This window comes from Streptomyces sp. NPDC110618, from assembly GCF_055657065.1.
Map to the genome: position 1 here is coordinate 119,421 of NZ_JBVKBN010000009.1, position 14,641 is coordinate 134,061.

General features: G+C 71.9%; 10 protein-coding genes. 6 read left to right on the forward strand and 4 right to left on the reverse strand.

Annotated elements, in window-relative coordinates:
- Positions 1–252: 252 nt before the first annotated feature.
- Both ACZ7L7_RS17755 and ACZ7L7_RS17760 read right to left on the reverse strand, forming a co-directional pair.
- Complete coding sequence (locus ACZ7L7_RS17755; RefSeq protein ID WP_285511718.1) at positions 253–1,572, reverse strand: sensor histidine kinase; 1,320 nt, start codon at positions 1,570–1,572, stop codon at positions 253–255.
- Positions 1,573–1,576: 4 nt separating this feature from the next.
- On the reverse strand, positions 1,577–2,302 hold the full coding sequence (locus tag ACZ7L7_RS17760; protein WP_285511719.1) for a response regulator transcription factor: 726 nt from the start codon (positions 2,300–2,302) through the stop codon (positions 1,577–1,579).
- Between the two features lie 203 nt (positions 2,303–2,505).
- On the opposite strand from ACZ7L7_RS17760, the gene ACZ7L7_RS17765 reads away from it, so the two are divergent.
- The 3 genes from ACZ7L7_RS17765 to htpG all read left to right on the forward strand — a co-directional run bounded on the left by ACZ7L7_RS17765 (position 2,506) and on the right by htpG (position 10,096).
- Positions 2,506–3,705: a helix-turn-helix domain-containing protein gene (locus ACZ7L7_RS17765; RefSeq protein ID WP_285511720.1), complete on the forward strand. Its 1,200-nt coding sequence runs from the start codon at positions 2,506–2,508 to the stop codon at positions 3,703–3,705.
- 1,513 nt (positions 3,706–5,218) lie between these two features.
- Positions 5,219–8,083, forward strand: coding sequence for an ATP-binding protein (locus ACZ7L7_RS17770; protein WP_285511721.1), 2,865 nt, complete (start codon positions 5,219–5,221; stop codon positions 8,081–8,083).
- A 105-nt stretch (positions 8,084–8,188) separates the two neighbouring features.
- Positions 8,189–10,096: a molecular chaperone HtpG gene (gene htpG, locus ACZ7L7_RS17775; RefSeq protein WP_472076414.1), complete on the forward strand. Its 1,908-nt coding sequence runs from the start codon at positions 8,189–8,191 to the stop codon at positions 10,094–10,096.
- A gap of 67 nt (positions 10,097–10,163) precedes the next feature.
- Here htpG and ACZ7L7_RS17780 read toward each other — a convergent pair whose 3' ends face one another.
- Positions 10,164–10,913, reverse strand: a complete 750-nt coding sequence (locus tag ACZ7L7_RS17780) for a peptidoglycan-binding protein (RefSeq protein WP_285511723.1) — start codon at positions 10,911–10,913, stop codon at positions 10,164–10,166.
- A 372-nt stretch (positions 10,914–11,285) separates the two neighbouring features.
- Here ACZ7L7_RS17780 and ACZ7L7_RS17785 point away from each other — a divergent pair, with 372 nt between their 5' ends.
- From ACZ7L7_RS17785 to ACZ7L7_RS17795, 3 genes are all read left to right on the forward strand, one after another.
- The gene (locus ACZ7L7_RS17785; protein WP_285511724.1) at positions 11,286–12,014 is read left to right on the forward strand and encodes a peptidoglycan-binding protein; all 729 of its coding nucleotides are present in this window, start codon (positions 11,286–11,288) and stop codon (positions 12,012–12,014) included.
- A gap of 58 nt (positions 12,015–12,072) precedes the next feature.
- Positions 12,073–12,555 (forward strand): C2 domain-containing protein, encoded by a 483-nt coding sequence (locus ACZ7L7_RS17790; RefSeq protein WP_285511725.1) that lies wholly within the window; start codon positions 12,073–12,075, stop codon positions 12,553–12,555.
- Positions 12,556–12,845: 290 nt separating this feature from the next.
- Positions 12,846–13,229, forward strand: a complete 384-nt coding sequence (locus tag ACZ7L7_RS17795; protein ID WP_285511726.1) for a hypothetical protein — start codon at positions 12,846–12,848, stop codon at positions 13,227–13,229.
- Between the two features lie 17 nt (positions 13,230–13,246).
- On the opposite strand, the gene ACZ7L7_RS17800 is transcribed toward ACZ7L7_RS17795, so the two are convergent.
- Positions 13,247–14,599 carry a DUF6519 domain-containing protein gene (locus ACZ7L7_RS17800; protein ID WP_472076416.1) on the reverse strand — a complete coding sequence of 451 codons (1,353 nt, stop codon included), beginning with the start codon at positions 14,597–14,599 and terminating at the stop codon, positions 13,247–13,249.
- Positions 14,600–14,641: the final 42 nt, after the last annotated feature.

The following is a 14,641-nucleotide window of genomic DNA, read 5'->3' on the forward strand; positions in this document are numbered from 1 at the left end:
GGCACAGCGCCGCGCGATGTTCCACGAGCTCCGCGGCGATCAAGTGAAACCCCAGTTCATTACGGCGAGTTGAGGCGCGGCACGCTCCGTGAACGGCTGGATCCCGCCGTGCGGGAAGGGCTGCGGACGCTTCCCGGCGTCCCCGGAGCCGCCGGACCGCCCGCTGGGGAAGGCTAGGGAAATCCCTGGTTTTTCCCGTGATCCACGTGACACGGGCAGGGTGACGGTGGTCACCGCCAAGAGCTTGGAACGCTAGGAGAGGGCGCCGCGCGCCACCGGGGCGGCTTCGAGCCGGGCCCGTTCGCCGAGCGCCGGCAGCGTGACGTGGAACCAGGCCCCGCGCTCGGACGGCCGCAGCGAGATCGTGCCGCCGTGCGCCTTGACCACCGCCGCGGCCACGCTCAGGCCCAGACCGCGCCCCCGGGAGGGGTCGCCGTCCGGTGCCGTCGGCGTGTGCCGCGCGCGGAAGAACGGCTCGAAAACGCGCTCCCGGGCCGCCTCGGGAATGCCCGGGCCCTCGTCCACCACGTCGATCACCTGGCGGCCGTCGTCCAGCCGCAGCCGTATCTCGGCCGAGGTGTTCTCGGGCGTGTGGTCCAGCACATTGGCGACGAGATGGCCGATCACCTGCTCCAGCCGGTGACGGTCCCCCTCCACCAGGTGCGTCGGGGACTCCGCGCGGCAGCGCAGGGCATGCCGGGCGCCGGAGCACCGCGTCCGGGCCACCGCGTCGGCGCACACCTCGGCCAGGTCCACCGGACGCTGTTCGAGCAGCCCGCCCTGGCTGAGCCGGGCGATCAGCAGCAGGTCCTCCACCAGCCGGTTCATCCGCTGGATCTCGCGCTGCACCTGCTGCATCGCGTGATCGAGGCGGCGGGGGTCGTCCAGGGCGCCGATCCGGGCGAGTTGGGTGTAGCCGGTGATGGTGGTCAGCGGGGTGCGCAGCTCATGACTGGCCGCGCCGACCAGTTCGTGCAGCCGCAGTTCCGCCTGCTTGCGCCGCACGGCGCCCTCCTCGATACGCCGGAGCAGGAAGTTGAGTGTGTCGGCGGTGCTCTGGAGCTCCCGCGGCGGCCGCCGGACCTCGGGGAGCCGTGCGGAGGGCTGCTCGCCGCCCTCCGCGATCCGGCGGGCGGCGCGGGTCATCTCCCGGATGGGCACCAGTGTGCGCCGCTTGCACCACAGGGCGCCGAGCAGGAGCAGCAGGAACGCCGAGACGGTGAGGGCGAGTCCGGCCCGCGCCAGGGAGCACAGCGCCGTGTGTCCCGCGGTGTCCGTACCCGCGGCGGCCTTGGGGAGGACAGGGCCGTGGTGCGTCGTGGTTCCCGCGGTGTCGGCCACCCCGGCCGGGGGAGAGGGGGCGGCCGCCACGGCCAACGCGACGGGCTGCAGCACGGGGTGGCCCCGGAAACGGTCGGCCGGGGAGAGCGCGGCACACGTCAGCGTGGCGAGCACGCCGACGCAGGCGAGGGCGAGAAGCGCCCGGGTGAACCGGCGGGGCATCCGGCCGGGCGCGGGACGGCTCGGCGCCGCGGCGCGGCGGACCGGCACGGCGCCGGTGGCGGTGGGCATCGGCTCAGTCCTCCGTGACCTGTGCGGGAGGGCTGGTGCGCACCAGGTACCCCGCTCCGCGAACGGTGTGGATGAGGGTCTGGTCGGTGTCCCCGAGCTTGCGGCGCAGGTAGTAGATGTACGTCTCGACGATGCCCGACTCGCCCTGGAAGTCGTAGCTCCACACGTTGTCGAGCATCTGTGCCTTGGAGATCACGTGGTCGGCGTTCTCCAGCAGGTACTGCAGCAGCGCGAACTCCGTCGACGACAGCTGCACCGGCCGGCCGTGCCGCCACACCTCGCGCGTGTCACGGTCCAGCTCCACCCAACCCGCGCGCAGTCTGCGGCTGTTGGCCGGTGCTATCTCACGGCCGCGGCGCATCACCGCGCGTATGCGCGCCACCACCTCGTTGAGGTCGAACGGCTTGGTCACATAGTCGTCGGCCAGTTCCAGGCCGCGGATCTTGTCGGAGACGGCGTCCCGCGCGGTCAGGAACAGTACGGGCGCGTTCACACCGGTGCCGCGCAGCCGCCGGCAGACCTCGAAGCCGTCCATGTCGGGCAGGACCACGTCCAGCAGGATCACGTCCGGGGCATGCTTCGCGGCGCGGTCGAGGGCCTCGGCCCCGTACGCCGCGGTGACCACCTCGAAGCCCATGAACTGGAGCGCCATCGTCAGCATGGAGGCGATGCTGGACTCGTCCTCCACGACGAGCACCGTGGACTTCGCTGACGTGTCGCTTCTGGTCATCGTGTGTGTCGCACCATCGGAGTGAGTTCGGACCTGTGCCGCCGATATCTGCTCCCGATATCCGCCGCCGAGTCGAAGGAGACAGGAATCACTTGCCGTTGTGGTCATGATGGCACAGGGGTGATCGAGTGGTTCAGGATTCCGAGCGCTCTCTGAGCGAGCTTTGATGCACCTTTGATGTTCGTGGTCTTTGCTGACCGGACATGAGGACATACGCGGCGGCGACACCCGAGCCCGACCAGCTGTTCCCGGCCGAAGGGGCCATGGGGAACGACGACGCCGACGACGCTCGGCGCAGAGTCCAGTGGGAGCTGTTCTCCGCTCTGACCGAGGTGGTCTCGGGCCAGGGGGACTGGAGCACCGAGAGCGCGGCCCGGATCCGCGGCGAGGGCCGTGCCTGGGCGCGACGCGGCGGATCGGTCGACGAACTGCTCGCCATGCTACGCACGATGACGCGCCGGCTCATCAACCACCTCACCGTCGGCGGCCAGGAGCAGGACTTCCTCAAGTACGAGGTCACCGTGCTGCGCCTGGGCGACGCGGGACGCCGGGTCGGCCGCGAACTGAGCTGCGGCTTCTTCGAGATCGCGGCCGACGACAACGCCCACGCCGAGGCCGAACCGCCGCGCCCGGAACCTCCGGCGCCGGAGTCGGCACCCACCCCCGACACCTGCGCGGTGCTCGGCGTCCGCGCGCCGTCCTGTACCCGCGCCGACATCGAGCGGGCCTTCCGGCGCCACGCCGTCGCCACGGTGCTCGGCTCGCCCGAGGGCGCCCACGTGCTGCTCAGCGCCGCCGACCAGGACGAGGCCCTCGCGCTGGCCCGCGCCGCGCACCAGGACCTCCCGGGCGAGGTGTGGATCGCCGTCCACTGGCAGGACCCCCACACCGGCCGCGACGGCGTACGGGACCTGCCCGACGACAGCGGGCTGTCGGTCGTCGACGGCATCTGCGCCACCCTCCTCGCCCTCGGCTCACCGCCCGGCGTGTACGAACTCGACGACGTCCTGGTCGAGTACGGCGCCGCCGCCAACCCCGCCGTCTCCGAGCGCCTCGTCCGCATGGTCGAGCCCCTGCACGAGCAACCCGTGCTCTGGGACACCCTCGCGGCCCTCATCGCCGCGGACGGAGTACGCCACCGGGCCTGTCTGCGCCTGGGAATCCACCGCAACACCCTGGACCGCAGGCTCCAGCGGATCGCCCTGCTGACCGGCCAGCGCCCCGACGGCCTGCGCGGCCTCGCCACCCTCCGCGCGGCCCTGGCCGTCGTCGCGGTGACCCGCCTCCAGCACACCGCCCGCCTGGCCGGCCACGACACGCCCCCCGTCCGCCCACCCCTCGACCTCCCCAGGCCCCGCACCGAGTTCGCCCCACCCCCACGCATCGCGGCAGCGGCCCTCTGACACCACCGCGTCAACACACCGGCCCAGCCCTGACGCCACTCGCGTCAACACACCGGCCCAGCCCTGACGCCACTCGCGCCAACCCGCCAGGCCCACGGCCCACCCGGATCAACCGCCCGGAAGCCCTGGCCGACGACGCACTTCCCCACGCACACCCCGGCCCCGGAGACCCACCCGGAAGCCCCGGCCCGCGCCCGACTCGCCCCGGAAACCCCGGCAGGCGGATCACTTCCCGACGATCGCCCCGGTCCCGGAAGCCCCGGCCCGCGCCCCACTCGCCCCGGAAACCCCGGCCGGCGGATCACTTCCCGACGATCGCCCCGGTCCCGGAAGCCCCGGCCCGCGCCCCACTCGCCCCGGAAACCCCGGCCGGCGAACAGCTTCCCCACGATCGCCGCGGCCCCCGGAGACCCCACCCGGAGGCCACGGCCACCTTCCCGCAGCCCCACCCCCGGCTGCCGCGCAGAGCGACCACCGTCGCCGCCCGGCCACCCCAGCGCCTGCCCGGCCGACCACGGCCTGTGAACCCAGGCCACTGAACCCAGGCCATCCAGGCCACCCATGCCGTCGAGGTCACCGTGGCCACCCAGTCCACCCAGGCCCCGGCGTCCGCACGCCCCACCCGTCCCGCGTGCCGCTCCGTCCCGGGCTCACCTGCCCGAATCCGCCGTACAACCGCGCCCCTCACCCTCTCCGGGCCCGGCAAAGGCCGTACAACCGTGCCCCTCAACCCCCTCCGGCACACAAGACCGTACGACCGTGCCCTTCACCCCTCCGGCACAGCAAAGGCCGTACGCCCGCGCCCTGATCCGCGCCCGAAGGCCCGACCACGCGCACCGATCCCCAGGCCCACCCCGCCCACCCCCGCCGCATGAGCCCACCCCGCCCGTGCGGCCCAAGTCCGGGTCCGTCGGCCCGTACCCCCGCTCCGACGCGCCTGACTCCTGCCCGCGCCCCACGAGTACGCGCGGGCAGTTGACCGGATGATCTCCCGTCCGTGCCCGAATGCCCCGCTGTCCATGACCGGTTCGGCCCACCCCGCCGCCGCACCGGACAGCGGCTCCAACTCCCCGCGGCCCGATCGGCCGGAGCCGGGGAGTGCCTGGTCGACAGCCATGAGCGTGCCGCCCCGTCCGCCGGTTCGGGCTGCCGGTGCGACGGAGGAGTGCCCGTTGATCGTCCCGTCATGCCCGAGTCCCGGGTGGTGTGCCCGAGTTCGAGCGTGGCTGCGGCGGTCTGAACCACCCCTGGTACGGTGAGCGCGCGACCCCGAAGACCAGCGGGGTTACGCGGTTCCGACCAAACCGCGTCCCACCCCGCGCGCCCCCTCACGCCCCGGTTCGCCGTGCATCCACGGGACGGCCGGGACGGGGCGGGCCGCCCGGGGGCGTGAGGAACCGACCGCACATCGCGAGGCCGGTCACGCGACCGCCTCCCCGAACAACCCCCCCCATCTATGAAGCCCGCGCAGGGACCGGCACGCCGTGTCCCGCCGGGCGGGTTAGGAGTCGCGGTGGCCCTGCTCAGCGCCGGAATCGGAGACACCCCGGGCGGTGAAACGCCGCCCCGGCTCGTCGGCCGCGACGCGGAACTCTCCCTCATCCGCGAGCAGGTCAAGGACACCGGCCGGGCGGTACTCCTGCGCGGCCCCGCCGGCATCGGCAAGACCCGGCTGATGCGCGCCGCCATCGACGCGGCGACCGAGCAACTGGCCGCCGACGACGCCTGCGTACTCACCGCCAAGTGCCCCGAGAACGGCAGCGGCGCCTACGAGGTCGTACGAGCCCTGTTCGCCCCCCTGCACCTGACCGAGCCCGGCACCGCGGGCCACCCGCTGCTGCGCGGCAGCGCCCGGCTGGCCCTGCCCGCGCTGACCCCGGGCCGTACCGCCGACGCCGACCCCGCCGACCTCTACGCCGTGATGCAGGGCCTGTACTGGCTCACCGCGGGACTCGCCGCCGAGCGGCCGGTCGTGCTCGCCGTGGACGACCTGCAGTGGTGCGACGAGGCGTCCCTGCGCTGGCTCGGCTTCCTGCTCCGCCGTGCCGAGGACCTGCCGGTCGTCCTGATCCTCACCCTGCGCACCGAGGCCGAGGAGGAACTGCCCGCCGCGCTGGCGGAGATGACCGACGTCCCCTCCTGCCTCACCCTCGACGTGCACCCGCTCGGCGAGGAAGCCGTGGGTGACCTCCTCGCCCACGCCCTCGGCGGCCCGCCCGACGCCGCGCTCGTCGACACCTGCATGCGGATCAGCGGCGGCACCCCCCTCCTCGTGCACCTGCTGGCCGGCCGCTGGAAGGAGAGCGGCCCGCTCACCGGGCCCGGCGACGCGGCGGACGAGGGCGCCGACGAGGAGGCCGGCCTCGGCCTCGTGGCCCGCTTCCGGATCGACCGGCTCACCGCCGAACGGCTCGCCGTGGCACAGGCCGTCGGCGTCCTGGAGGAGGAGACCGTCGACATCGTCGCCGCCCTCGCCGGCACCCAGCCCGAGCCCGCCCAGCGCGTCGTGGAGGACCTGCGCGCGGCCGGACTGCTGCGCCCCGACGCCCTCGCCTACCGGCACGACCTCATCCGCGAGGCCGTACTGCAGACCCTGCGGCCCGCCGAGCGCGCCGCGCTGCACGAGCGTGCCGCCCGGCTCCTGGACGAGGCCGGACGCCCCGTCGAGAAGGTCGCCGTCCAGCTCATGCTGCTCCCGGCCAGCCCCGAGCCCTGGATGGTCACCGCCCTGCGCTCCGCCGCCCTGGACGCCGAACTGCGGGGCGCGCCCGCCACGGCCGGCCAGTACCTGACCCGCGCCCTGTGCCACACCCCCGACGACCTCGACCTGCTCTCCCACACGGCCAGGGTCTTCGCGCACATAGCCCCCGATACCGCCCTGCGCCACCTCGAACACGCGCTGGCGCAGCCGACCGACCCGCGCACCCGCTGCTGCCTGGTCCTCCAGTACGGCATCACCTCACTCGGCGCGCACAACTCGCTGCGCGCCTTCGACCTGGTCACCGAGGCCCTCGACACCACCGTGGGAGAACTCGGCACGTCCCCCGCCGACCAGGCCCTGCGGGCTCGGGTGGAGGCCATGGTGCTGGTCTCCGGACTCGACGAGACCTCGACCGTCGGCCGGGTCAGCCACCGCTTCCGCGACCGCACGCCCCCGCCCGGCGAGACCCCGGACGAACGCCTGCTGCTGGGCATGCTCTGCGCCCTGCGCACCCTGGAGGGCCGCCCCGCCGCGGAGCTGGTGCCCGCCGCCGAGCGCGTCCTGCGCCTGGGCGACGGCCCCCGCGGCGGCTGGGGAGCGCTGGGCGCGGTCCTCACCCTGTACCTGGCGGACGAGAACGAACCCGTCCAGGCCGCGCTCGGCACCCTCCTCTCCCAGGCCAGGGCGCGCGGCGCGGCCTGGCAGTGCGCCCTCGTCTCCACCACCCGCTCCCAGGTGCACCTGTGGGCCGGGAACGTCACCCAGGCCCTGTCCGACGCGCACTTCGCCCACGACCTCTTCGACCGGGAACTGCGGGTGTCGACCTCGGTCTCCCCGAAGTGCGCCCTCGCCGACGCCCTGGTACGACGCGGCGAACCGGAGCGGGCACAGCGCCTGCTCGCGGACGTCGAGCGCCCCCGGCTGGACCAGTTCTCCCTCGAATACCACGCCTACCTGATGGCGAGGGCCCGCGCCCGGGCCGCCCTCGGCGACCTTGATGGCGCCCTGGAGGCCCTGCTGCGCTGCGGCGACAGCCTCGCGGCGGCGGGCATCGGCAACCCGGTGCTGGCCCCTTGGTGGTTCGAGGCCACGCAACTCCTGGCGCGGCTGGGACGCGCACCCGAGGGCCACGCGATCGTGGAACGGGTGGCGGGGTCCGTCGCCGACTGGGGTACGCCCCGGGCCCGCGGCATGCTGTCCCTGGCCCGGGGCGTCCTCACCCCGGACGACACCGGCCTGAACCACCTGACCGAGGCCGCCGACCTGCTCGCGGGCAGCCCCGCCCGGCTGGAGCACGCCCGCGCCGAGTACCTCCTCGGCCGGCGCCTGTTCGACCGCGGCGACGCCCAGGCCGCCCGGACCCGCCTGCACCGGGCCATCGACATCGCGGTCCTGTGCGGCGACAAGTCCCTGCTGGACGAGGTGCGCCCGGTCCTGGCCGCCGCCCGCGGCCGTCTGCGCCGCAGCACGACGTCCCCCGCCGAATCCCTCAGCGGCGGCGAACGCCAGATAGCCGAGCGGGCCGCGGCCGGAGCCACCAACCGCGAGATCGCCGAAGCCCTGTTCCTGACCCAGCGCACGGTCGAGTTCCACCTCACCAGCGTCTACCGCAAACTGGGCATCCGGGGCCGCCACCAGATAGCCGCGGCCCTCACCGACACGCATCGCGAGCCCTGACCACCCGGGACGGACGTACCGGGAAGGATGTGTGACCGGCCCACCCGCCGTTCTAGAGTGTTCGGCATCAGTTCAGGCGACAGCACCTGTGAGGTATTCGCGGACATGCCGGCTGAAACTCTGGAGTTTCAGGTAGAGGCCCGTCAGCTGCTTCAGCTGATGATCCACTCGGTCTATTCGAACAAGGACGTCTTCCTGCGGGAACTTGTCTCCAACGCCTCCGACGCACTGGACAAGCTGCGTCTGGAGAAGCTCAGAGACGACTCCCTGGACGCCGATGTGTCCGACCTGCACATCGAGATCGACGTCGACAAGGACACCCGCACCCTCACCGTGCGGGACAACGGCATCGGGATGTCGTACGACGAGGTCGGACAGCTCATCGGCACCATCGCCAACTCCGGCACGGCGCAGTTCCTGAAGGAGCTGCGGGAGGCCAAGGACGGCGCCAACACGGAGGGGCTGATCGGCCAGTTCGGCGTCGGCTTCTACTCCGGCTTCATGGTGGCGGACGAAGTCACCCTGCTGACCCGGCGGGCCGGCGAGACCAAGGGCACCCGCTGGACCTCCCGCGGCGAGGACACGTACACGCTGGAACCGGTCGACGACGCCCCGCAGGGCACCTCCGTCACCCTCCACCTCAAGCCCGCCGACCCGGAGAACCAGCTCCACGACTACACGGCGCCCTGGAAGATCCGGGAGATCGTCAAGCGGTACTCGGACTTCATCACCTGGCCCATCCGCATGGTGCCGGAGCGCGGCGGCGACGCGGACGAGGACAAGGCGCCCGAGCCCGAGACGCTCAACTCCATGAAGGCCCTGTGGGCCCGCTCACGCGACGAGGTCTTGGACGACGAGTACCACGACCTGTACAAGCACATCGCCCACGACTGGCGCGACCCGCTGGAGACGATCCGCCTCCAGGCCGAGGGCACCTTCGAGTTCCAGGCCCTGCTGTTCCTCCCCGAACACGCCCCCTACGACCTGTTCACGCGCGACTTCAAGCGCGGAGTGCAGCTGTACGTCAAGCGCGTGTTCATCATGGACGACTGCGAGGCGCTGCTCCCGCAGTACCTGCGCTTCGTCAAGGGCGTCGTGGACGCCGCGGACCTCTCGCTCAACGTCTCCCGCGAAATCCTCCAGCAGGACCGCCACATCGAGATGATGCGGCGGAGGCTGACGAAGAAGGTCCTGTCCACGGTCAAGGACCTGATGGCCAAGAACCCCGACAAGTACGCCACGTTCTGGCGGGAGTTCGGCACCGTCCTGAAGGAGGGCCTGGTCACCGACCCGGAGAACCGCGACGCCATCCTCGCGGTCTCCTCCTTCGCCAGCACCCACCACGACTCCGAGCCGACCACGCTCAAGAGCTACGTGGAGCGGATGAAGGACGGCCAGGAGGACATCTACTACCTCACCGGCGAGTCCCGGCAGAGCATCGAGAACTCCCCGCACATGGAGGCCTTCCGGGACCGGGGCATCGAGGTGCTGCTGCTCACCGACCCCGTCGACGAGGTGTGGGCGGACGCCGTCGGCGAGTACGAGGGCAAGAAACTCCGCTCCGTCGCCAAGGGGCAGATCGACCTCGACGCCAAGGACGACGACGCCGACGAGGGCGAGAAGGAGAAGCAGACCGAGGACTTCGCCGCCCTGCTGGGCTGGATGAAGGAGCAACTGGCCGAGGACATCAAGGACGTACGCCTGTCCTCCCGCCTCACCGTCTCCCCGGCCTGCGTGGTCTCCGACACGGGCGACCTGACCCCGGCACTGGAGAACATGTACCGCGCGATGGGCCAGGAAGTCCCGGACGCCAAGCGCATCCTGGAACTCAACCCGGGCCACGCGCTGGTGAGGAGCATCAACCAGGCGTACCAGGAGCGCGAGGACCGCACCACGCTCACCGAGAGCGCGCAGCTCCTCTACGACCTCGCGGTACTCGCCGAGGGCGGCCGCCCCAAGGACCCCGCCCGCTTCGTCAAGCTGATGGCGGACCGCCTGGAACGCGCGCTGTAGCCCGGTACGTCACCGAACAGCGGCGGCCCGCCCCGCAACCGCGGGGCGGGCCGCCGGACGTCCCCGGTCATCCGCCTTCGGCCTGCAGCCCCTGCGCCCGCAGGGCGGCGGCCAGGGCCGCGCGGGTGGCGCTTCCGCAGATACCGTCCTGCGTCAGACCCTGGCTGCCCTGGAACGCCGTCACCGCCGCCCGGGTCTTCGGCCCGTCGATGCCGTCGATGGCACCGGGGTCGAAGCCGAGGGCCGCCAACGCCTCCTGAACACCGCGCGTCGACCCCAGGCGGAACACCTGCGGGCTCTCGCCGCCTCCGCCCCCTCCGGGGGCCGGCGGCGAACCGTCCTGGTGGAACGTGACCGGGACGACAGCCCCGGTGTTCGCCGTGTCCAGGAAGGTCCGGTGCAGATCGACACCCTGATACCGGCCGTCGGGAGCGCCCCCGATGATCTCGACCAGGGCGAGGTGCAGATGCGAGGCCGTGGGCGCGAACTTGTGGACGTGCCCGAGCAGGTCCCCTCGGGACACCCGCGAGCCAACGGCCAACCCGCCCGGGACGTTGGTGAGATGGGTGTAGAAGCCGCCCATCATGTCGTTCGGCGCGCGCATGAACAACTGGGCGCCGTAGACCTTCGCGTTGTCGGCGGAAGGGTTGTGCGGGCTGTACTTGGTGACATGGGCGTCGAAGGCGGCGTGGACCGCGGTACCCGCACCCGCGCCGAGGTCCATGCCGTACTCGATGTACCAGTCGGGAGGCTGGTGCCCTCCCGTTCGGGGCCCACCGAGATCACCCGTGAACCCGCCGGGGAAAGGATTCGACATGTCAATGGTGAATGCGGACACCTCGCGCTCCTCACTTCGTGGCGACTGCCGAAGCGGCCGATCCGCTGTAGTCCCAGTCTCCCGCCAACCGTCTTCGTTGGCGGCTGCAATCAGCTCTCTTGAAACGGATTTTGTGGAATTCGCAACGGATTCTTTCGGTGGCTGACGGGCCACGCGGAGCCTAGACTGAGGGATACGGCAGAGTTCCCCGCCTTCCACGTCCGGGGGTACGCGAGCGATACCTCGCCGGGGCGGGGCCGCAGTACAAGCCAGAGTTCACGAGACCCTCGTTCGGCGAGGCCAGGAGGCCTATGCGCCGGCCAACCCGCTCCCATCCCGGAGGCAAGCATGCCTTGGCCAGAAGCTCCGGACATGGAACCCGGCGATGTCGTCAATATCCTCGGCGTCGACCATGTCTTCTACGACGAATTGATGCGTACCGGTGGCACCGTTGCCTGGAACAACCAGAATCCCGGGAACATTGTGCGCTCGGGCGAGGCGGAGAGCTACGGTGCTTTCCCCGGAAAGCAGAATCGCGGTTTTGCCGTCTTCCCCGACGAGGCGACGGGCTTTGAGGCCATTCGCCGCTATCTCGCAAAGCGGGGGGACCGGACGATCGCTTCGGTGATGCACGACTACGCCCCGGCGGGTCACGGCTCCAACGACCCGGAGGTGTACGCCCAGAAGGTCGCCGCCGCCCTCGGTGTCGGGACCGACACGACGGTGAACTCCCTCGACGACGGCCAGCTGACCACGTATGCCAACGCGATCAAGGAGATGGAGGGGTGGCGGCCCGGACAGACCCACCAGCCCGGTGCCCTGCCGCAGGACGTCGGGCAGTGGCTGGCCGGCCATCCCGGACGCGCCGAACGGGCCGCCGCGGACCAGCCCTTCGCCCGGCGGGGAACCGTGGCCGAAGGCGTGAAGAACATCCAGCGGCGCCTGAACGAACTCGGCCGCACCCCGCCCCTCGACGTCGACGGCAATTTCGGCCCCCGTACCGACGCCGCCGTGCGCGCGTTCCAGGCGGACCAGGGACTGGCCGCGGACGGCATGGTCGGCAACAAGACATGGCGACGGCTCATGGACGTCCAGGGCTGACGGCTTCGACGACGGCACACCAGGACCACAGCCCGTATCACCACGACAGGAGAAGGCCATGTCAGCCACCGCGACTCTCCTCGACGCCTACTGCATCCGCGCGGCCACCGGCACCGACGCGGCCGTGAACGAAGCGGTGGGCGCCCTGGCCGCCAAGATCCCCCTGAACAGCATCGGCACCACTCTGCAGAGCTTCGTCTCGTCCGTTCCCCAGGTCGTCGCGGCGATCGACACGGCCCGCAGCGATCCCGACAACCTGTACATCACCACGAGCACCGAGGGAGACCTCGCGAACGCGGTCTGGCCGGGCAACGGCTCGCCCGGGACGGTCGGCTCGGGACAGACGCAGCCCCTGGGCGTGTCCGTGCCGGTCGACTTCGTGCAGAACGTCTCCCTGTGGGACCACGACGACGTCTCCAGCGACGACCTGCTGGGCTCGATCCGTATCGAGGAGTCCGAGCGAGGGGAGGGCCCCATCGCCAGACTCGCCACGTCCTCCGTGGAAGGGTCCCTCTACTACGTCACCTACCGGGTGGACTGACCGTGGAAGGCGGCTGGGCCTGCGAGATGTGCGGCACCGATGTGCCGCACGGCGCGACACGCTGCCGTCGTTGCGGTGCCTATGTCCCCCTGTACGACGACGGCGAGGTGACGGAGCCGCCGCGACGGCGACGGGTCCGCCGCACGCCCCCACCCCCACCGCCACCCCCGCCCTCACCGCCCCGGGTCGCACCGCCCCGGGTCGCACCGCCCCGGGTGTCGCCGCCCTCGGTGTCACCGCCCCCGGTCCGGCCCCAACCGCCGCCCCCACCGCAGGTCCCGCCGCTCCCGGTGGGCACCCTGGCGGGCAGCGGTCTGGTCGAGGGCGTGGCGCGGAACGTGCGGATGCGCACCGAGGTGCACGGCAATTCGGGCAACACCAGCTCGACAACGGTGTGCAACTTCCGCGTCGAGGTGCACGACCGGCAGGGCCGGCCCCTGCGGCTCGTCCCGGTGGAGATGCGCGGCTCCTCCTTCGAGGGCGCGGTCGACGAAGGGGACATGGTGCGCGCCTACGGCAAGGTGAAACGCGGCACGCTGCGGGTCAAGCGTCTGCACAACCTGACGACAGGAGCGAAGGTCTCCGCCCGCTCCGCGCCCACGGCCCTGCTCGTCGTGGCGCTCCTCCTCATCGTGGGCTGGGGCGTCTATCTCTACGCGTTCGCGGGCCGTTGACCCCGGCGCCGCCGGACCTACCGCCGCGGCGGGAACGGCACGCGGAGATCCACCAGCCGGAAGTGGTCACCGTCCCTCGGATCCAGGAACGCGAGCGGGGCGTAGTGGTAGCGGATGCCGTGGGGGCGGCGCCTGAGCGGCTGCCCCTGGCGCCCGCGGGGCCACTCGACGCCAGCGGTGAGGACCCTGGCCGGGATCAGCCAGTAGTCGCCGCGGCGGTAGACGCGCGGTCCGTCCTGGCTCGGTTCGAAACGAACCTCGACCCCGTCCTCCAGCGGCAGCCACTCTCCCTCGCGCACGGACAGCCCCATCGCGCCGCCTCGCCCCGCCGTTCCCTGGTCCCAGCGGCGCAGCAGCGGATGACGCGTGGGCATGTGACCGACGGAACGGTGGTACGGGTCGTTGCCCACTTCGGCGTCCAGAGTGACCCTGCACTCGGCGTAGTTGATGCTCTGCACGGTGTAGAGCCGACCGCAGTCCTCGTCGGGCCGGTCCGACGCCCCGCGGCAGATCACGGAGTCGTCGACGATCTCCACCACGTCTCCGACGTCCACGCCGAGCTTGTCGTCGCGGCCCAGCGTGTCCAGCTCGACCTCGGCCCCGGACACACCCCGTACGGGCAGGACCACGGAGCCGTTCTCCCGTGACCATTTGAAGGTCGCCCGGTCCTGTTCGCCGCCCCGGTGCACCTCCACCCGGTACAGCTGGTTCTCCGGTCCCCGGTATCCGAACGACGGCGCCGCCCCGCCCTGATCGGCGGCCGTGTCCTCGGGGCGCCAGGTCCGCGCGGCGAGCATGCCGCGCGGCTCGAAACGGCTGCGGACCCGGTCGTCCAGGAACCGTCCGGCACTGCGCATGTCGGGCGTGAACGAGTCCGATTCCAGCGGGAGGACGCACACCTGCCAGACGACCCGGGTGCGTGCTGTGGTGTCCGGTCCGTCGGGGCCGAGGGCCGGCTCCCGGATCCACGGCGCTTCCAGGGCGGTGACGAACCGCTCCCACACCCGCAGGTACACCAGGAACGGGCCGGTGGGCAGCTCGTCGCGGTCGGGGTCCAGGTGTCCGTCGGGCTGGTCCCAGTAGTCGGTGCCGTCGCACTCGCACAGGATGCCGTCGACGTACATGCGCCCCGGGGCCACGGTGAAGGTGTCCCCGTCGTAGTTGTCGATGCCGAACCCGCCGATGCCCTCCGGTTCGGGCGGGTAGGCGGCGGGGCCGAGGACATCGGCGGCCAGGGTGCGCATGTAGTGCAGGAGGATCGCCGTCTGCTCGTTGAAGTCGGCGTCGAGCTGCACCCGGCCCTGCTGGGACAGAACGGAGGAGAAGCGCCGAGCGGGATCGAAGATGACGCGGGAGAAATCGCCGTGCATGTGTGCTCTTCCTGCCTGGGCCGAGAAGGCGGTACGGGGTGG